Origin of the sequence: Lysinibacillus mangiferihumi (genome assembly GCF_003049665.1) — a bacterium.
Classification (GTDB): domain Bacteria; phylum Bacillota; class Bacilli; order Bacillales_A; family Planococcaceae; genus Lysinibacillus; species Lysinibacillus mangiferihumi.
On sequence record NZ_PYWM01000030.1, the window covers coordinates 39,028 to 59,068 of the forward strand.

22 protein-coding genes and 1 pseudogene are annotated in these 20,041 nt (G+C 32.4%); 1 reads left to right on the top strand and 22 read right to left on the bottom strand.

Annotated features, from left to right (window positions below; all coding sequences use genetic code 11):
• Positions 1 to 416: 416 nt before the first annotated feature.
• From C9J37_RS21910 to C9J37_RS29120, 11 genes and pseudogenes are all read right to left on the bottom strand, one after another.
• Positions 417 to 1,394 carry a glutaminase gene (locus C9J37_RS21910; RefSeq protein WP_107897065.1) on the bottom strand — a complete coding sequence of 326 codons (978 nt, stop codon included), beginning with the start codon at positions 1,392 to 1,394 and terminating at the stop codon, positions 417 to 419.
• A 292-nt stretch (positions 1,395 to 1,686) separates the two neighbouring features.
• Positions 1,687 to 4,539: a hypothetical protein gene (locus tag C9J37_RS21915; protein ID WP_107897066.1), complete on the bottom strand. Its 2,853-nt coding sequence runs from the start codon at positions 4,537 to 4,539 to the stop codon at positions 1,687 to 1,689.
• A gap of 319 nt (positions 4,540 to 4,858) precedes the next feature.
• On the bottom strand, positions 4,859 to 5,332 hold the full coding sequence (locus C9J37_RS21920) for a hypothetical protein (RefSeq protein ID WP_107897067.1): 474 nt from the start codon (positions 5,330 to 5,332) through the stop codon (positions 4,859 to 4,861).
• A gap of 20 nt (positions 5,333 to 5,352) precedes the next feature.
• Positions 5,353 to 5,829, bottom strand: a complete 477-nt coding sequence (locus tag C9J37_RS21925; RefSeq protein WP_069513068.1) for a hypothetical protein — start codon at positions 5,827 to 5,829, stop codon at positions 5,353 to 5,355.
• 16 nt (positions 5,830 to 5,845) lie between these two features.
• A complete protein-coding gene (locus tag C9J37_RS21930) occupies positions 5,846 to 6,661 on the bottom strand; it encodes a hypothetical protein (RefSeq protein WP_107897068.1) in 816 nt (271 codons plus the stop codon).
• A gap of 332 nt (positions 6,662 to 6,993) precedes the next feature.
• The gene (locus C9J37_RS21935; protein WP_107897069.1) at positions 6,994 to 7,413 is read right to left on the bottom strand and encodes an SMI1/KNR4 family protein; all 420 of its coding nucleotides are present in this window, start codon (positions 7,411 to 7,413) and stop codon (positions 6,994 to 6,996) included.
• Between the two features lie 45 nt (positions 7,414 to 7,458).
• On the bottom strand, positions 7,459 to 7,686 hold the full coding sequence (locus C9J37_RS29750; RefSeq protein ID WP_407656264.1) for a DUF4303 domain-containing protein: 228 nt from the start codon (positions 7,684 to 7,686) through the stop codon (positions 7,459 to 7,461).
• Positions 7,687 to 7,750: 64 nt separating this feature from the next.
• Positions 7,751 to 7,990, bottom strand: a complete 240-nt coding sequence (locus C9J37_RS29755; RefSeq protein WP_107897071.1) for a DUF4303 domain-containing protein — start codon at positions 7,988 to 7,990, stop codon at positions 7,751 to 7,753.
• 308 nt (positions 7,991 to 8,298) lie between these two features.
• Entirely contained in the window at positions 8,299 to 8,625 is a 327-nt protein-coding gene (locus C9J37_RS21950; protein ID WP_268808044.1) for a DUF5713 family protein, read from the bottom strand.
• Between the two features lie 1,299 nt (positions 8,626 to 9,924).
• Complete coding sequence (locus tag C9J37_RS21960; RefSeq protein ID WP_107897073.1) at positions 9,925 to 10,413, bottom strand: antitoxin YezG family protein; 489 nt, start codon at positions 10,411 to 10,413, stop codon at positions 9,925 to 9,927.
• Between the two features lie 169 nt (positions 10,414 to 10,582).
• Positions 10,583 to 11,100 (bottom strand): annotated as a pseudogene (locus C9J37_RS29120) (transposase); the annotation flags it as partial.
• A 194-nt stretch (positions 11,101 to 11,294) separates the two neighbouring features.
• Between C9J37_RS29120 and C9J37_RS28480 the strand changes: the two are divergent.
• Entirely contained in the window at positions 11,295 to 11,450 is a 156-nt protein-coding gene (locus C9J37_RS28480) for a hypothetical protein (RefSeq protein ID WP_167397391.1), read from the top strand.
• Between the two features lie 401 nt (positions 11,451 to 11,851).
• Here the strand turns inward: C9J37_RS28480 and C9J37_RS21975 are convergent, their stop codons facing one another.
• From C9J37_RS21975 to C9J37_RS22025, 11 genes are all read right to left on the bottom strand, one after another.
• Positions 11,852 to 12,433 (bottom strand): imm11 family protein, encoded by a 582-nt coding sequence (locus C9J37_RS21975; protein ID WP_107897076.1) that lies wholly within the window; start codon positions 12,431 to 12,433, stop codon positions 11,852 to 11,854.
• Positions 12,434 to 12,508: 75 nt separating this feature from the next.
• On the bottom strand, positions 12,509 to 13,039 hold the full coding sequence (locus C9J37_RS21980) for an imm11 family protein (protein ID WP_107897077.1): 531 nt from the start codon (positions 13,037 to 13,039) through the stop codon (positions 12,509 to 12,511).
• 310 nt (positions 13,040 to 13,349) lie between these two features.
• A complete protein-coding gene (locus C9J37_RS21985; RefSeq protein ID WP_107897078.1) occupies positions 13,350 to 13,991 on the bottom strand; it encodes a hypothetical protein in 642 nt (213 codons plus the stop codon).
• A gap of 54 nt (positions 13,992 to 14,045) precedes the next feature.
• Positions 14,046 to 14,690, bottom strand: a complete 645-nt coding sequence (locus C9J37_RS21990) for a DUF1963 domain-containing protein (protein ID WP_107897079.1) — start codon at positions 14,688 to 14,690, stop codon at positions 14,046 to 14,048.
• Positions 14,691 to 14,756: 66 nt separating this feature from the next.
• Positions 14,757 to 15,083, bottom strand: a complete 327-nt coding sequence (locus C9J37_RS21995) for a hypothetical protein (protein WP_107897080.1) — start codon at positions 15,081 to 15,083, stop codon at positions 14,757 to 14,759.
• Between the two features lie 172 nt (positions 15,084 to 15,255).
• Positions 15,256 to 15,885, bottom strand: coding sequence for an Imm43 family immunity protein (locus C9J37_RS22000; RefSeq protein ID WP_167397392.1), 630 nt, complete (start codon positions 15,883 to 15,885; stop codon positions 15,256 to 15,258).
• Positions 15,886 to 16,035: 150 nt separating this feature from the next.
• Positions 16,036 to 17,091 (bottom strand): hypothetical protein, encoded by a 1,056-nt coding sequence (locus tag C9J37_RS22005; protein WP_107897082.1) that lies wholly within the window; start codon positions 17,089 to 17,091, stop codon positions 16,036 to 16,038.
• Between the two features lie 19 nt (positions 17,092 to 17,110).
• Positions 17,111 to 17,830 (bottom strand): Imm43 family immunity protein, encoded by a 720-nt coding sequence (locus tag C9J37_RS22010; protein WP_107897083.1) that lies wholly within the window; start codon positions 17,828 to 17,830, stop codon positions 17,111 to 17,113.
• A gap of 23 nt (positions 17,831 to 17,853) precedes the next feature.
• On the bottom strand, positions 17,854 to 18,705 hold the full coding sequence (locus C9J37_RS22015; protein WP_107897084.1) for a hypothetical protein: 852 nt from the start codon (positions 18,703 to 18,705) through the stop codon (positions 17,854 to 17,856).
• 105 nt (positions 18,706 to 18,810) lie between these two features.
• On the bottom strand, positions 18,811 to 19,347 hold the full coding sequence (locus tag C9J37_RS22020) for a hypothetical protein (RefSeq protein ID WP_107897085.1): 537 nt from the start codon (positions 19,345 to 19,347) through the stop codon (positions 18,811 to 18,813).
• A gap of 27 nt (positions 19,348 to 19,374) precedes the next feature.
• On the bottom strand, positions 19,375 to 19,989 hold the full coding sequence (locus C9J37_RS22025) for an Imm43 family immunity protein (protein WP_107897086.1): 615 nt from the start codon (positions 19,987 to 19,989) through the stop codon (positions 19,375 to 19,377).
• Positions 19,990 to 20,041 lie beyond the last annotated feature (52 nt).

Below are 20,041 nucleotides of genomic sequence, written 5' to 3' on the forward strand. Positions count from 1 at the left end.
CTTGATAAATTCCTGATTACTAGGGCTATCCTTACAGTAACTCACCTCCATGATTAGTATAATAATTTTGCCCCAAAATAATGCAGTAGCTGCAAATTTAACATTAGACGAAGTAAGTTATATAGTGACTGAATATTTAAAACTAGATGATATTAGCGAAAACTTTCACTCTGCAAACATTCAAATGCATGCTTGGCATGACTGAACCACTACAAAAGAACAAGACATTCTTAAACATGACTTCACAAGGTATATGAAATTTATAAGCACCAGCCATCAAGTACAAATTAAATGTATTTTCTCTCCATTGTGTGGGAATGTAAACCGCAACAGTCTGTCATTTACGACGGTTGCGGTTTACGTATATGCCTACGGAAAGCGCCCTCCTGTAATGTAATTATTCACCACTATCAACATTAAAAAATCGTCATATTCCATTCATCTGCAACATGCTTAAGTAATTTTACACCTGCTACACTATTTCCGATATCATCAATAGCTGGCCCATAAATACCGATGCCACAACCAGCTGGAAAAGGTGATTCCAAGCTTGCGTGATTGGGAACAGCCGCAACAATGGCACCAGAGACACCACTTTTAGCTGGCAAACCGATAAAAGCAGCAAACTTACCTGATGCATTATACATACCACATGTCACCATTAGGGCTTTCGCTAATTTAGCCACTTGTTTTGGAAAGAGCTGGATTTTTCGTTGTGGATGATAGCCATCATTCGCGATTACTAAGCCAATCATCGCTAAATCCGAAACATTGACTTCAATTGCACATTGCTTCAAATAAACTTCCAATGCTTCTTCAACTGGACAATCTAAAAAGCCCGAATCCATTAAATAGTAGGCTAATGATCGATTGCGATTAGCTGTTTGCCATTCAGATTGAAACACTTCTTCGTTTACCTTTAACTGTTTGCCAACCATTTGTTCTAAAAACGACAGGATTTTAGCCACTTTCTCCTGTGGCGAACTGCCATCCAGCATCGAGGACACTGTAATCGCTCCTGCATTAATCATCGGATTAAAAGGTTTCCCAGGCTGATGACTTTCAAGACGAATAATGGAATTGAACGTATCACCTGTAGGCTCAACATCTACCCGTTCTAAAACATACGGCAATCCTCGGTCCATACAAGCTAAAATAAAGGTCACAACTTTTGAAACACTTTGGAGGGTAAATAATTCCGTTACATCTCCTCCAACGATTTGTTCACTATTCGGTCCGATAATGGAGATGGCTAGTTGCTGTGGATCTTTTTGTGCTAAAGCTGGAATATAGCTGGCACATTTCCCTTCCTTAGCAAAGGGACGGAACTGCTCAACCCACTGCCCTATCGATTGACTATCGTGATTTTTAACTTGATTATGATGTATTGGCATTGCTGTGCTCTCCTTTTCTAGTTAAAAACAGAGCCCTCATAGCTTGAACTACGAAGACTCTATTTGATTAATCTAAGTCAACCATGTATTGTAGCGTCTGTCATAAGGTATGACAAAAGAAAATGTCTAAACAGTTACTGCTTTTCGGACTTAGTATACACAATGAATGACTTCTCAAACCTTACCTTAAATATAATACCAAATTAGCCCCTGTTAGACTAAGACAAAAATAGTATGTAAGGTTTGTCTTTTCCCCTTACATACTATTTTTACAGATTACACAGAAGTCTGCTTACAGATCGCCTGCGTACATATTCTTATACAGATTTTCTAGTTTTTTAGAGAGTTTACCATAGGCTGTTTGCCAAGCTTTGCGAGCAGCTTCATTGCCATTTGCATCAGGTACATATAGCGCATGAACCTCTGCTACTTTTTTCAAGTCATTCTCTGCCTGTGTCAGCTTCGAATAATTTTTCACAACACTTTTTTCAGAAGCAGTTAGTTTATCGTAAGCAGTGCGAATTTGCGTCACTTTCGCTTCTAAATTCGCAATATAATCGCCATTTTGGACAAGTGAATTAATGTCCTCTATTAACGTTAATGCAATATCGTTTGCTTGCTGAAGTTCTTTCTCCTTGGCGATAATTTGTTGGCGAACATTTTCATTGACTAAGCTCATTTGTTTAGATGTTAACTTCGCAAATGCTTTAATAACTGTTGTCGGATTGCTTGCAAACGACTTATCGTATTGCTTCATAAATGACTCTACCTTTTTAACATCTGCTATAGCTGCTGTTAAAATTGACGCATTTGTTACGCGTTTTTTATCGCTGGAACTTAGTTTATTATATTGGTTCGCCAAGTTTTGAATATCCTGTATGGATACTTTATATAAATCATCCGTTTCAATTGCCGCAATATCTTGTATTAATTTCGAAATATCAGGTGCAGTCGTGTCTACTAAACGATTTTTTAATAAATCCTCGTACTGTGCCTTCGCTAAATGCTGTTGATTGGCAGGCAATTTCGCATAAGCCGCTTCGACTGATTCAATTTTTTTCGTTTGCTTTGCAACATCTAGTTCTTCTCGAGCTGCTTGTACTTTTTTATGGAATGCTCTTACACCAGTAAGATCTTTTGTCGCTGTAGTTAATAAATCATAGTTTGTTACATATTTTCGTGCTGGAGATGACAATTTTTTATATTGCTTTGTTGCCTCTTCTACTTCCGCTTCAAATTGCGTAAATGTATAACTTGTTACATTGGCGAAAGCTTGTATTTTAACTTTCAGTGCTTCCGCATCTGCCTTATCAGTAGGTTCATTGCCATTATTCCCTACCGTTATATTAGGAGAGCTATTTAAAAATTCCTGTGCATTATAAACTAGTGATTGCTGTAAAGTCGTTAATTTATTGTATGCTTTTAGTGTATTACTGTAGCTCGTTTTCAGCTTACTTTCTGTAACGCCAGCTGTGTTAGCAAGCTTTTTATAGCCATCTATATCTTTAATAACTTTTTCAGCCGCTTTAAAGTCTTTTTGCAAGATTAAAATACGATCATAGTCGATAATTTTAGCCGCTGAATTTTTTGTTAAACTTTTATAATCCGATACGATTTTATTAATATTGTTCACATAGCCTTGCCATGAATCTGCTGTAGGCTTAATTTGATATTGCTTATCACCAATATACGCTTTAATTTCCGCATTCAAACGATTGATCATATCCTGCTCAGCATTTTCCGCATTAAGCAACTTCACTTTATAGTCATTTGGCACTAAAAGCAATTGTTTATACGTTAATTTTTCATAGCTAGAGCGAATGGATTTAGCAATTGTCACCTGCTTGTTCGCCGTCGTATTTGCTGTCAATTTATCGAAAAGTTTAATAAACTGTTCTATCTTTTTCAAATCTTGCTTTGCGTCTTTAAGTATCGTTTGATTTTGTACAGCTACTTGATAATTTTTCGATAGTTTCGCAATATCAGCTTCTATTTTGTTTACCGCTTGCTGTAACGATTCGACACTGTTAGGGGCATATTTAATGAGCGCACTATCATAGTTTAATAGCGCCACAATCTCATTATTAATTCTTCTCACTTCAGCTAAATCTGCGGTATCAGATGGTTCTTTTACTAAAGCTTTAATACCACTGTACAAAGTATCATTTACGTCTAAACTACGTTGTAATAAATCAAGCTTGTCATAAGACGCTTCTAGTTCGCTAATATATTTCGCTAGGTCTTTTTGCCCAGCTGGAATATTGTCTAATTGCTTATTTAATTTGCTAATAGCCTCAACATCTGCCAATGCACGCTTTAGTACATCATAGTTCGTAATGCTTGCCTTTGCAGTAGCTGAAAGAGCTTGGTATTTCGCTTCTAATGCTTTTACATTCGCTTCAAATGATGCAAAGTTTGTTACCTGATACTTGCTATCGCTTTTGCGTAAATTCGTAATGCTCGTCATAAGTGTTTCAATTGGCTGTTTCGAAACAGTTAGCACTTCTGTGAAATCAGATTCCACTCTCTTAGTACCGACTTTCGCGATTACTCTGACCGATATATCTTTTTTATTTGTTTCAAGCGCATCTTTAGGAATCGTAAAGGACTCTGTATTTACACCCGTAATAATCGTAAACACATCACCCGTTTTATAAAACCATTCATAGCTATATGTAATTTGATTACTTTGGATTACAGCACCCTTCGTATCAGTAACTTTAGCTCCGATAACTTTCACTGTATCACCAGGTAATACATTATCTGTTGGACTGTATCCCTCAAAAGTAGGTTTCTCAATTTTTAAGGACAATTCTGGTACCACTATTGGGCTACTCGTATATTTAGTATCTGTCGTCGTCACAGCCTCCACTAGGACTGTTTTACCTTCTGCCTCTACCGGTAATTTAAATGTAGCCTCTGTTGCACTAGGAATCGGTTTATTGGAACCCCCTTCAACATAATACCACTGATAACTTTTTATGTATGTGCCAGCTGGTGCACCTTTTAAGTCGGCATTAAGCGTTACACCTACTAATGGGTTACCTGTTATTGTAAGGGTCGTTACTTCTTCTGCCCCTGCTACAGCAGGTACAACAAATGCTGCGGGAATAGCCGCTACTGTAAAAAGATATTTTTTATTCAAAACGTGTTGACCTCCTTTTTGTTTCCTACGATATATATCGGTAAAAAAACAAAAATTTCCCTTATTATTGTTGAACAATCTAAAAAAGTAAATTCTACCTAATTCCCAGCACAGTTCTAGTATTCTTTTGATTAAAACTGTTGAAGTACATAAATCAAACAGGGCTCTACAACATACATATTGACAAAAACATAAATCGACATATAGTAAACTAACAATTAACAAAAGAGGCATCTCAAAACATAGAGAAACCTCTTCTTTCTTTGTTTCAATTATTATTGTCATAATATACGAGTATCTCCAAATAAGAAGAATCATATCACGGCGCTACAACTATTTCCAGTTCATTTAACCCTTGTCTAAGTAACATAAAGTTTGGACGTTTGATAATCTTTGCATCTTTTTCTACTAAATTTTTCAAATGCTGTCGCAACTCGTTTGTATACGCCTTCGTAAATGCCATAAAATCAAACGTATATTGCCATTCTTGTGAATTAGAGAATTCATCAAAATTTGTAATCAGCAGATTACTTCCTACTTTTTTAAAGGTATAGACGTTGGCATTACCAAATGTATCAAGAACTTGTTCCTTGCCTGTTTGATGCAATTCTATTAATAGTTGATTGAAATCAATCACTATGGTACTGTGTATCGTTGTAAAGAAGAGTAAAATTTCTTTGTTATCTTCAATCACAAATACTTCCAAATAGCTGTCGAGATAAAAATCAGCATGCACGTTTTTATTATGAAAAACCGAAACATCGTCATCTTCTAAATCAAATCTAATTTTCATTGTTAGCTTACCTCTCTAAATTAAATTGCATTGGCAACCGCTTCTAAACTCTTTAAGCTTTCTTTTAATAAGATAAAGTCTGAACATTTTATAATGTTTGCATCTTTTTCTGTCAAATTTCGCAAATGTCTTCGTAACTCGTTTGTATAAGCCTTCAAAAATGCATTAAAATCAAATGTATATTGCCATGCTTCTGCATTAGTGAATACATCAAAATTGGTAATAACTATATTATTCCCCACTTTTTTAAAAGTATAGACGTTGGCATTACCAAAAGTATCAAGAACAAGTTTCTTACCTGTTTCGTATAATTCTAATAATTGTCGACTGAATGTAATAATAATTGTACTGTGTATTGTTGTGGAAAAGAGAAAAATTTCCTTATTATTTTCAAGTACAAATACTTCTAAATAACTGTCGAGATAAAAATCAGCACGGATATTCTTATTTTGCAGAACTGATAAATCGTCATCTTCTAAATCAAATCTAATTTTCATTTTTAGGCTCCCTCCTTTATTTTCTTATTACCGATGTTCCACCATTAGGATAAGATGTTTTAATAATATTATCTTTTGTGACAACTGTTGTCATCTCAGAAATACCATATTTTCTTGGGCGGTATGTGTAAATTTTCATTCCATTAGCATGCGTACTTTTTAAAGTTCCTTTTTCTAATGATTCCATAATTAAATTTTTTATCTGTGCATCACCGAGTGCTCTAGGAAATAATGTGGTCCCCCTATTTGCAGTAGTTCCCGCAACATGTCTTTTGTAAATGTGGTCCCAACCCGTACGGCTATCTCCATCTAATAAAATTCCTTTAGCATTAAACTTTTGAATTTTACCTAAACCAGCAAAGGCATCAACATCCGCGGATTTCCCCGCTTTTCTCAATAGCTCGAATAATTTCCCTGATTTCACTACTTTTCCTGCTGGGAAGAGGGAAACTAACGCTACCCCTTTTTCTGTAATGCCCGCATTCGGATTAAAAATCGTTCTAACATCATCAAGTACTAAAAAGTTAATGCCTTCTTTAGCTGCATCTACAGCAAATTGGCCCGCTTTTTTAAGCCAACTAACTGTAGATTTTGCCCAATCTAAGGCTGTATCTACCCATGAGTTAGATCTCACAGAAGCACGAGCCGCTAGCAACCTATTTCTTGCTTCACTCGAGATAGATACGGTGTCTCTTTGTTGTTGCATTGCAAAATTTTGAATGTTTTTGTCATTGTTTTGGTTTGATGTAGCAATTAATGGCGTAGTGCTACTAGATCTTTTCACAGTTACAAGTGTCGAATTTGGCTGATTAAAGTTCGTATTAATTGACATATAGACCTCCCAATGATTAGTATTAAAATTTACAATCATTATACAATATTGTTTTTTTATATAAAATCATATTTTTTTGATTTTTTTATAAATTTCAACTCATTTTCTATATCTAAATACCTTTTTAAGAAGAATTAAATAATAAATTAACGAGTATGAATATAGTTACACACTCTTCTCAGCTTTCAATAATTCTAATGAGGAAATGTAGTCTTAAACATAAAAAAACACTTGTTGCTTATTAGGCAATCAAGTGCTTGAATAGATGTGTATAAATTTTCAAGGGAAAAAGTCTTATGATGTGTGGTATTTAAATATTGACAGCCTTATACTTAATCAGGTTGGTAATATTCAGGATTTTCGCTAATCTTTAATAAAAATTCTTCAAGAGAGTTTGCAATCTTATTTTTGTTATTATAAACAGGATTTTGTTGTTCTTCGGTTAATTCAATTGAAAAAGGCACTGATTCCCACCCGATAAAAAAAATTAATTTATTAATTTCATCGTAACGTGGAAATGCTTCAAAATAGCCTTGTCTCAATCGAAAATCTCGAATCGATGATGGACTTAATATACAATTTTCATCTAGTTCATCTTCACCAATAAAAGAACCATAACCAATCTCCATCAATAATAACTTTAGTTCATTTGGAAATGTAATGCCTAGTTCTCCTTCAACGTGTTCAATTTCATCACTATTTATCGGTGTAAACTGAAGGGTTGTATTATTTTTTATAAATGCGAATTTCATTGATTATTCCTTCTTTCAAAGAAAATATTATTAATTAGAAGTTTTTTAATTCCATCTCTTCTCAAAATTATTTCTGATATTTTCTGAATTTAATAGCCCCGCAGAATAATTCTCAACCATTTCAGCTCTTTCATCATCAGAAATAGAAATCAAAACTATAATCTCTTCTTTTTTAGAACAACAAAACAATCCTTCATTTCGTAATGTAAGTAATGACTCAGTCATTGTTTCATAAAGTTTCGCTTCAAACTGCTTAAACTTACTTTCTTCAATAGTCTCTCATTTCTCAGCTAAATAGTCTGATACTAATTCTATCTCACTCTGCTCAAGATCAGTATCACCATATTCCCATTTTAGCTGGAACCCATTTTACCGTTTTGTATAAGATTTCGTCTTTTACACACTCTGACTTCCCCTGAATGTATTTTTGATAATTTGATTCAACCTTTTCATATGTATTTATTACTAAAGTTACTGTCATAGCATTACTATCAGTTATCAAACAAACTGCATATATTCTCTCGTTCCCAATCTTTTTTGACAATTCTTTAAAATCGTTTCTGACTGCCAAGACCAATCTTTTTCCAAACTCATCAAAAAACTTTCATACAACTATGACCCACCTCCATATCTCGATTATTACTTGTTGCTATAAATAAGGTTTAAATGCATCGATATCAGATTGAGGTGATACCCTTCAATTTAAGGTTTTTAAGCTTCTTTTTTAACTATCCATTTTCGCCACATTAAAATTATATTTTCCATCTTCACGATGTAAGAAATCAAATTTATCAATTGGCCAAATATTAAGATAAAAAGTATGTTTAAAAGTACAGGTTAAGACGAAATTTTATAGCATAAATCTTTTATTACGTATTTAATTTTTCACCAATCTCGTTCTCTTAATGCTTCTTCGATATCTATATCAATCTCAAAATATTGTAAAATTTCTTCTACTGTTATGGCTATTGAATCTCGTGCAACCGTTTCAATTTCACTATCTTGTTGATAAAACTCATCCTGTAGGTCATTGATTGCTACAGTCATTTCATCCAACTTTTCCTGCACCGCTTCAACTGTATGATGACCCTCTTCAATAAAATGGACTAATTTCATAATATTCTCTTTAATTTTATTTACTAAAAACGTTGGATAATACGAATCTTCGTACATATCCGACAAGTATTCGAATTTAGAATCAAGTTTTTTCACAATGGTTCCTCCTTTGATGTTGATTGTCATACTAAAAATCACTTCTCACAAACATATAATACCATTTTTATTCTATCATAGAAACAACTTACATTTTTATAAACGCCTATCTTTGCGTAACGTAAGCATTTAGATTATTATTCATTAACCTGATAAAGAAAACCTTATACACCCTTTTTTTAAAAAACTATTCAATTCTAGCCTACGTAAGTCATTTTCGTTTGTTGTTTTTTTATCGCAAAGGCTATGTCAATATCATTCTTTTTTTACCCTTCCCTCTCATACTAATCACTATGTAAAATGTGATCTCTCTGACTTCTCAGGCATTTTATTATTAACGCCTAATTATCGTATTATTTTTTCAAACCAAGTATTAAAACAGAATGCCTTGATGGTACTACCTTCATGAGTTATGAATTTCACTTAAGCATTTTTATGTTGTTCAACACAATATTCTTACAAAAACAAAAAGCACTTTGACCCAGACCTTTTTTAAATAAAATATGATGTACATGTGGATTTATCATAGCGGTAGGTAGGTCACCTACTAGCCCTCTCAGATACTTACCAAAATCAAATTTAAATAATGCTTCATTATATTCTTTACTAATCTCAGATAACTCATCTACAGTAAAAAGTATTATTTTGAATAGCATTTAAGCTTGTTCATCTTAGTAGCATCGACATTACCCGACACATCAACTCTATCATCAATATAATCCTTTACATTCTTACCCGTACCCTTAGTTCCGTCAGCAGGTTTACTATCTTTTCCTGGTGGTTTGGAACTATTCGATGGCTTATTTTTCCAACTGTTCCCGTATCCGTTATTCGGCCTACGTTCACACCGACCTACTCCAACGGCGGTGTTCCCAACTGACGGAACTGGTCCTTTACTTCCTCCACTTTTGTTTGGAACTTATCTTTTACGGTCTCTAGGTGTTTATTGGCTTTTTCTGCTCCTAAGGAGAGGGCCGCATTTACCTTGTCTCCCCATAATAAATCGCCCCATCCAAGCCATCTAGGACTTCTTGTTTAATAGATCGTTTTAACATTCTCACAATGCAAAATAAACAGCTCATACTCCCTTAAAATGGTTGCATAAGCTGTTTTTTTACTTACAGAATTTAAAGTATTTCTAAATTAGAATCTTAAATAATATATCGAATCTTTAAAAGAAGAACAGTTTAATGGCCTCCCAATATATTTTTCGTCGCTGTTATCAATGATAGGTTGCATTTCAAAATAACGTATCAAATAATGGTAAAATTAAATTAAGTTTAATAGTATTTCATTTAGTCAAATCGGATTATTAGGAAATTCAATATAGTACTTTTCAATTAACGCTTTATAATTTTCATCATTTGGAACTTCACCTAAGTATTTATTTTTCCATATAATCATTTGATCACTAAAGCTATATTCTGTATCAAGCCAATTTGTATAATCATAATGAATCTTAAAATCTCCACTACTCTCAAGAGACATTGTAAAGGAATACCAAAGTTCTTGTTGGTTATCTTTGAAAACATTTCTAAGTTCATCACTCAATTCAAACAGCTTTCTTTTATTAATTTTATATTCATCTTTTTCAATAGCATAGTTAATTGGTATTTTTACACTATAATTAAAGGATTGTCTATTCTCGGGTGTATTGTAAAAAAAATAAGTCCCCCCTCCTGATTCTGATATTTGAGCATAAAAATAAAATTCCCCCCATTTTACTGGAATCATTTCATTAACTGTTTCTGCTATTTCTCTATATAGCTTATTCATTTTTTGTTTCATATTAGTTACCTTCCCTCTATAAATGTTGATTTTACTAGTAATGATTTCCTGATCCAGTGTTATATTAATACACTTTTGGATTGCGTAGCTTATGATGGTGGACCTTCCCATGTCTCTTGGCGTCCTTGCGCATACATTCCTTCTGTTGTAGATCGAGCTTTGATGATGCTTAGGCTGCCTCTTGGAGACAATAAAGGTCTTTCATCATGTGACTCACATCAAAATGCACTTTCTTCTTGCACAAGCTGTGTAAAATCTTCAGTAACTTTCCACAGAGCACGACAATCGATTGCTTCTTACAAAGGGGATTGACAGCGCGTGTCGTGTAATAGTCATGTAATTGCTTAAAGGCTTTATTATGGCGAATTAACGGTATCATCACTCGGAATAACAGGGCTCGGAGTTTCCTTCTGCCACGTTTAGAAATCCGTTTTGCCCTTTGTGCTGTCCAGAAGAGTTTTCACGCAATATGAGTCCCGCTAGCTTCATTAATTGGCGTGGATGCTCATATTGTGTGAGAGTGCCGACTTCTGAAAGCAGCTCGACCATCGTTACGTCGCCGATGCCTGGAACAGAACTTACGTATTCATAGTCTGTTATTTCTTTCGATAGTTCGATTAAATGTTCTGTTAGAGTGGCTAGTTCGCTTTGCATCAATTTGTATTGCTCTAGAAGTGTGGCAATTTGTTCTCCTGTGTGATGATGGGTCAATTTAGGCGTTGACACTCATGCATCATACAAGAGGGCTTTTTCTTTTCCAAGCCCCTGAAAATTCTTCTAACAGGAATGCTCCTATTTATAAAATTAATAATTCGTAAATATCAGAAAAATATATTATATTATATATAAAAGTAGTAATGATAATAAGGGAGGAAGCACATTTGAATACAATTGTAAGAGTTTTAGCGTTATTTGGTGTTCTTCTTATTTTAGGGAGTAACGGATTTAATAAAAATAGTCTGTTTGCCTTAATTTTGATTCCATTATTTTTCATTGGTAAACCTTGGTATAAATTGTTATCAAAAAAAGACAATTAAATCATATGTTCTAACGTTCTCCCAACGAAAACAGATGGGGTTCTTCTCTTTCGTACAACAAACAAATATATGCATTACGTGAAGACACGAGTAAACGTGTCTTTGCAGATGCAAAAGAAAAGCATTGTATGCGAAGGACAATCCTAACGGGATAAAAACTGTCCATGCATACGATGCTTAATTTTGCTACCATGGATTTCAAGAAACTTACTAAGGAAAAACACCAATCCCCCTGTCTCTTCTATATTGTTGAGCAGAAAGCGGTCTAAAATGCCAATAAGAAAACTCCTTTTAACTGTTCTTCCTTATAAGCTTTTATGCCAGTTCTCATAATCTTGCATAACTTAGCCTATATTTTCGAAAAGGGACTCAATTCTATATTTTTATACCAATTAACAACACTATGTAAGTTCAACAAAGTCTGGACTACGTACATTACCTTCTTTAACCAATAGAACACCTTTAATTTTTTCTTTTCTGCAAGCTTCCACAAAAACTTCATCTACAACTATCTCTTCTTTTGATTCTTTCATTCTTACTACATGATATCCATTTAGAGAATCTGGAATAAGAGCAATAAAATTTAAACTAATTGGTCCATCAGGTCTGGATTTAACTAATGGGTCATAGTCTGATCTATTATGATCTAAACAAGGAATTAAATTTAAAACATTCATTACGAAGTAAGAATCATTGGTTTCTCCTGTTTCAGTAGATTTAATAATTGCAGGAATAAACTCACAATCTGAACCTAATTTTTCTATTAGCTTTTTTAGCTTTAAGCTTACCAACTTGCCACCCACAGTTGGTAAAATATCATACTGATCTAAATCAGAATCGAGCCTATCTACTACGTATAGTAGTTTGTCATGTTGAACATATGCCAGACCTTTTTCCAAGTCAAATCGATTATATGGATTCTCATCAGAATAAAAGAAATATACATCTCGTTTATAAGAAGCTAATAATCTGAAATAGCTCATCTATTTCTCCCCCTTAAAGTCTAGTTTTGTATTGACTCTTTAATAAGCAGCGCTGTATAAATAATATTGACTATTCTATTCTGCATGTCCAATTTTTTCATAACGTAAGCCCTTGATTCGATTATTGTTCATTAACCTGATAAAGGAATCTGTAACAAAATAGTTTGCTGACATTTTACTATCCCTGAAAATCCCTTGATCTTTTACAATCTGAAGGTCAAATGTGTAGCATTTATTTCTAACCATTTCCATTATTTCTTCCGTGGTCATTTTATCAATATTTTTAATAGCTTTTATTTTATTGGTAACATTTATAAAGTAATATAGACCTCTATCTGTATTAACTGGCAAAACCTCTATTTTCTCACCATAATTCACTTCAAAAATCTTTTTAAGCTCCGCATTCACAATTAATATTCCATCAAAATAACATGATGCATCAAAATCCTCTTTCTTTCCTTTTTCTCTGATTATTTCTAACTGTAAAGGATTCCAATTATCTCCTAACTTTTGACCTTCAAAGTTTAAATAGTTAGAATTACTTCCCTGTTTGAATACAAAAAAATTAAAAACATCATAGTCACTTTTTATTTCATAAATATTCAATATTTATACACCCTCTTTTCAAATAAAATTAGCAGTATCTCTACTATGATATTACTCAATTTCCACTACCGAAAATGGTTCTTAAAGAATCCAATTAAGTCTCTAAATATTTAGGCATTACAAACCGTTGGAAGGTAAAACCAAGTCCCTGGATGTGATAATATGTCTCCAATACGAATAATATTTATTTTTAATTTCATCTGAAGTTTGATTAAATTATCTTCCATTTCACTTTTAACTAAAAAACGAGCATAATTTCCAAAATTATAAGATTCTGCTCGACTTTAAAAAGTTAATTGTAACATTTGAATTATATTTTTCTTTTCCACCATATAACTTCACCAATCTTAATTTCATCTAATTTTCCCTCTTTATTGTAAATGAAATGATAAGTTAATGGCGCTTCTACATCAGAATTACAAGCAATGACATTTTCTATTACGTTAGCGTCATTATAAATATAGTTCATTGCTGACCAATTTTTTTCTGCACCTATACCAACCTCCATCCAACTATGCTCATCTACAGGTTTAAATACGCTAATAGATAACAATTTTGTAGGGTGGTTTTTTTCTGGATACCAACGCGTTACAAAAGTATTCACACTTTTATCAGAATTTATAGTATATATTTGGGTTCCTGTACCAAGTTTTAAATTATTATCAGTTTGTGGATACTGCATAATAATTAGTTGATTTAATTCATTAAACCCGAAAGAATGAATCATTCTTTTACTAAACCTCTCGCCTTTTGTTATATTTTTCAAAATTCTTCCCTTTTTAAATTTATTGATCTCATGAAAATATGGTAAATGCGTATAATATTCATCAGAAGCAAATTTCCAATAAGAAACCTCAGATAACTTTGTAGTAATCATCCTATCTATAATCTGCTCTACTTCAGTCCACTGATTTAATAATTCATTTCGAATTTCAAGTACTTTTGAGTTCATCCTAGCCCTCCTAATTCACCGCGTTTGTCCTATGATTCACCATTTTAAAGCCCCTTAAGTACATTGAGTAAAAAAAATACCTATGTCATTCTGATTATAATTTTTGTTTAAAAATAAATATCCTATTGAATCGCTTAGGCTAAAGATATTACGGAATTCCTCTGGAAAATCACCCCCATAAATTTGTAGGCAAAATTGATAATCGTTTAAACCTAAATCTTCTATTTGTAACAAAGATGCTTTATTACCCATTAATGAACCACAGTAAATCTCAATATCATCTAAATCTTCACCATCAAAATTCTCATAGTCCAAATTCAACTTGTCGCCTAAAATGAACGCTTGTGCAGGTATTAAGAAATTGGATTCATTTCGAATTTCTCCAATTTCGTGTAATAAAACCTTTGTAAATCCTTGTTTAATGTTTGTTAACTCTTCTTGATCTCCATGAAAAGTGATGTAATCTAAAAAGTAATCATTCTTTTTATACGTTGTAAAAACAGAGAGGAACTGTTCTTTTGGTAAGTTTAAATTTAGCGTTTCATTAAGGAAATTTGTTGGCAAACAAAATACAAGTGTTAATTTATCTCCATTTGGATTTAATGGCCAATCAATATTTTTAGGCAAGAAGCTATACCCGCCGAGTCGGGGCACAATGGATTCATTTTCAACATCTTTAAACGTAATTTCAACTGACATCATATCAACTCCTAATTTAGTTATCTGAGTATATGTATTTTCGTAAACTGGGAAATAACGGAATCATTAGTCATCCGACTCTTTGTTTGAGTCAAATAACTCATTTGCCAATTGACTAATCATCTGAACAGCATCTTCAATAATGTTTTGTTCTTCCAAACAATATTTATTTTCGTTAAAATAAAAATAATTACTTACATCTACAAACGCTAATGCAAGTTTTTTTGGAACAACATCTAAGCTCTTAAATTCAACTATTAAAAACTGCATAGCAGTGATTAATTCATTAAATTGATTCTCATTTAATCCTTCCCCCCTTCTCAATTGAATTAATATTGAATTTTCTCCTAAAATATGTTCATAAACGATATTTAAAGCTTCGTTCTTATTCATAGAAATCTCCTTTTATGGCTTTGACTACTAAGAAGTGGTAGCCCCTCAACCGTCCAGTAAAATCTAGATTTTTACGGTACATTAAGTTAGCATATTCTCTGATTATCTTTTCACCTAGCCGTTCTTATTTTCATGAAATACAATCAGTCATTTCAGCTCTTTCAGTTACAACCTACCGGGAGTTAATATGTGTTGCAACGTCATTTAGATCAATAAATTTTAACCCCTTTAATTTTAGTGCAATGCATTGTTTCTTAAATTTCTCTGAACAAAATATGTATGAACTTAATCTTAAATCCTTTAAACGAAAGACATCATAATCTGTATTGTTAAAAATTATTTTCTGATATTTTTCAACAAAGGTACCTTCCGATTTAAAACTTTTATTTTTAGGTACTTCTCTAGAAATAAATTCTGATTTTTCATAATCCACCAATGAAATACCATCGTAATATTTTATGAAATAATAGTTTTTATTTTTCTTTACTTTTGACTTTCCCTTGGTGTTAACTATATGTAGTTTTGCTATGACATAATCTTGTATCGCTTTCGACTCAACTATTAAATTTAATAACTGTTCTTCAACAATATGCCCTAAAAAACTTTCATAATAATCAAATTCAATTTTGCTTGTGGTAATGAACCACAATTCTTTCGGCAAATCATCTTTGTTAAAAAAATGACGATTCCAACTATACCCCATTCCCTCGTGATACATTGTTTCATCAAAATGTTCATGTATTACGCCATCTAAGAAAATAGGTGTCGTGAGTTTGTCATTTACTATCATATATTTTTTCAAATTATATCCCCCCATTTTTTCCTCATTGTGAACATTACTCTATGTATTGTGATTAATAACTTTTCGAAAATTCTTGCAGCTATTAATTCATGTGGTTTTGTTATGTTTCATTCCTAATATCAAAATGCATCTTTATTTCAGTCCTTAAATTTAAATGAAACTGTAATTAATAATAGGATTTACATTCTCTATCCTTTCTTCACTTCTTTCAAGAATATACATAGGAATTATTTCATTTCCGAGTGCACCTGACCAAGTACATAAAGTAAGATCAATTTTTTCACCAGTACCCTCCAAACGAATAATTGGCCATTTTTTTTCAAGACATGCCGGCCATGTAAGTAATTCGTCACCAGGAATTACAGATAACTCCTTTATCTCATTTTTTATTTTGTAGGTTCCTCTAACAGTGCATTCATGAAGTAGAATTGAATTATTCATTGCTTGAATATAATAATGCCAAGGCTTAATCCCCCAAGTAACAATTAATATTCCTTCTTCAAAACATTTATCAACTAAATTGGTTGTAGTAAATAACTCAACAAGGTTTAATGGCTCATCCCCAACTTCACTCCTTATAAATTCACTAAAAAGTTTTAAATCCACCATAAAAAAACCTAGATGTCCTAAACCACCATAAACCTTAGATTTGGTAACATTTTTATTCTTATATATATCAATAGAGTTTTTGAATATTAGCACATAGACAGTAACTGTCTCAATCTTTTGTTCATAATCGGTTAAAAACAGAGGAGCTTCTGACGATAAAAATTCAGGTTTTTGAATCCCATGACGAAAAACTTGAATTTTGATATTGTAATCCCCTTTTAATTCCGGACAATTTTTTCGATAAGCATTTTTTTTAGAAACTGCCCCCTCTTTAAAAGCTTGTTGAATAACTTTATTTTGGCTTTGCTTTTGTAACTCCAAATTATTTTCATGCATGTAACAAATAAAATCTTCTTCAATAAAAGTTACGTCGTTATATAGTACTTCTGTTATTTTTTCACCTAATGTAGAGGAATCCAACAATAATTGCGTTCCATTTTTCACTTCTTCAACAATCAATTTAAATTTACAAATATCGTATTGGCTTACAGTGTCATTTATAGGGATTTCTAGTGTTACACTATTCGTTAGCAAATGGGCATCTTTTATAGTATTGGTACAATAACCTTCTTCGAACAAAAATGCTGTATTATTCATTAAATTCACTCCTATTTCGTTAATTCACGATAGATTGTAGATAGTTAGGCACTAACGCTAAATCCATAAATTGAATCCCCTTAAGATCATCCTTTTCACACAATGATTTAAATCTCTCCGAACAAAATAGGTATCTTCCTAGTTTTAGATCGTTTAATTGAAATAAATCACAGTCCGTTTCTTTTAACACCAAATTAATATATCTATCAACAAAACTTCCACCAACTTTTAATTTTGCATTGCTTGGCACTTCTCTTGTAAGAAACGCAGACTTTTCATAATCAACCAATGATTGTCTATTAATACATTTCATAAAGAAAAATACATCCTTTACTTTTGGTCTACCTTTTGTACTTACAATTTCCAAATTAGCTATAACATAATCCTGTAATGCATTCCTTTGTTCCATTGCAGATAAAAATTTTTCAGACAGTATATGACCGAAGAAATTTTCATAATAATCAAATTGAACTTTGCTTCTCGTTATTAACCAAAGGTCTTTTGGAAACGCCATTTGTTCAATAAATGGCCGATTCCATTCATAGTTCATTCCTTCTACATATTTTTCTTCAGTAAAGCTTTCGTGCAAAACCCCGTCTAAATAAATGGGAGAAGTATCTCTATCATTGACTAACATAAAATATTTCATTAAGTTACCCCTATCGTTAGCTAGTTGGTTAATCGAAAATTTAATTAAGTCTATTGCGATATGCAATCGCATTTCTTTTACATAAGCCAAGCTCAAGAACTCACTATAATATTTTAGATTTTCTTAATTTTTACATTCGCACCCAAAGAAATAAAATAATTTGCTAAAACTAAAGTATTTTCCCCATATCCCTCAGCTATTAGAAACTCATTACTATTTAAACGATTTCGTATTTCTTCGAATGATAGTCCAGTTTCTTTTTTTAATGCTAGAATCACTTTTGATTTATGATCACCTGGATGCTCAAGATACACATAATATTTTTTTACTTTTTCGTTAGTTTTGGAATCAATTGGGACAAAACTTCCTTTTGATTTTGCAATCGGAAGAAAGTCGCATAATAATTTAATTTCTTCATTATGTAATTTAACTTTCCACTCTTTCTCCATACAATTAAAAAAATCAGATTGATATTCCCCGCTTTTATAATATCTATCCTCATGTTTATCAAGCCAAACCGACAAAAAATAGTCGAACTTTTCCAGTGAATCCACAAGTAGTTTCGGGGAAAAATCCCCTCCTGCATAATCGTAATAAATTGGCGTTTCTTCTTTACTTATATCTGCAATGACTGGGTTTCCGCTCCAACTGGCAATATTGATCCAATTCTCCTGCCATTTCATTGTCTCTGAGCTATCTATCCACCCTTTATCGTCTCTAATAAACCTGTAGCCCTCTAAAGCTACCGTTAGATTCTCTATTCCAAATAGATAGAAATCGTTCGTCCACAAAAACATTACGTCTTTATCTCTTGGTAAATCACTGTACCATTTCAAAAGTGTTTGATTTAAAATAGGGAGATTATAAATTTTTTCTAACTCTTGTTTCGTTTCATTAATTGTTCCTAAATATCGCAACTTACTAGTATTTTCAATTTTAGAAATCGAATGCGCTAGGTTCTTCATTGTCCTTTAAAGCCTCCTTCACTGTTCGCTCAATCATAGCTTTTCTAATTAAAGCAGAATTATATTATTGCTGGACGCTCTCCGACTTTAAAGCATTTAGTGCCCTCACGTTGCAATTCCCACTTTCTCAAAAAACAATCCTTTAATTTGATAACATTCAATAAAATCAATAAACGTTTGAGTGCAGTAATAAAAGTTTATTTTCATATCTCTAAAAAGGATTTCATTTGATATTTCGTCTATCTTGAACTTTATTTCCTTGTTCCTTAGCATACTAAGAGATTGTTGCGTATCTAAACCTTCAAAATCAATGGCTGGAATAACTTTTAACACATTTATAAATAGGTACTCCTCTGGAATATCTTTTATCCTTACTGGAAGCATCTCAACTTCATTTGGCAATAATTTTTTAATATGATTTTCAAATTTCTTTTTCACAATTAAAGTAGAGCTAAAACAGCGTGCATCAAAATCTAAACGCTCATTTTTTTGTAATTTATCCCTCGATAGAGCAAAAATTTCCGCTTCCCAATCTAAAGTTATTTTTTGTCCTTTAAAAGTTGAAAAAAGACTCACATCTTTGTTATCAAGAAAAGTCAAATCGAAATAGTCAAAATCATTTCCTATTTGGAAAATATCCATATAATTTCCCACCTTGTATTATTACCGTTATGGTTTATACACACCTGCTTCATTTGAAGGAACAAAAGTAATCCCTTTCAAATTTAGTTTCTCAGCTTCTTTTTTAAACTTTTCTGAACAAATTAATATACTTAAAAGCTTCGTATTATTTAGTAGAAAAACATCAGGGAGTACATTTGCATTTTTTAGTTGTAAGTCCCATATTTTTTTCATCAGTCCATTTTGCTTATAAAATTCAATATTCGACTTTTCCATATCGATTACATCTTCTAACCTATTGTAAAATCGCACATAGAAATATTCCTTTGAAGTTATACTCTCTTTGTGCTTGTTAACCATATGCAATTTAGTATAATGAAAATTACCTATTCCGAATTTATTTAATAGGTTTAAAAATTCTATCGATACAAAAAATCCATCACGTTTCCATCTCAAATCAAAATTATAATTTCTATCTTTTGAAACAAACCATAATTCTTCAGGTAAATCTGTCATAATATTTTTTGTTGTTCTCCATTCTCCAGCATCAGAATCTCTTGCTTCAAATGGATTCTTTTCAAAGAATTCTGTATGCAATATCCCCTCTAGCAAAATCGGACAAAATTTATCCTCTTTTTCAAAAATCGCAAAAGTATCTTCCATTTATTAAACCCCGTTTCCTTCTTTAAAGAACCTATTCCTTAAGTTATCTGCT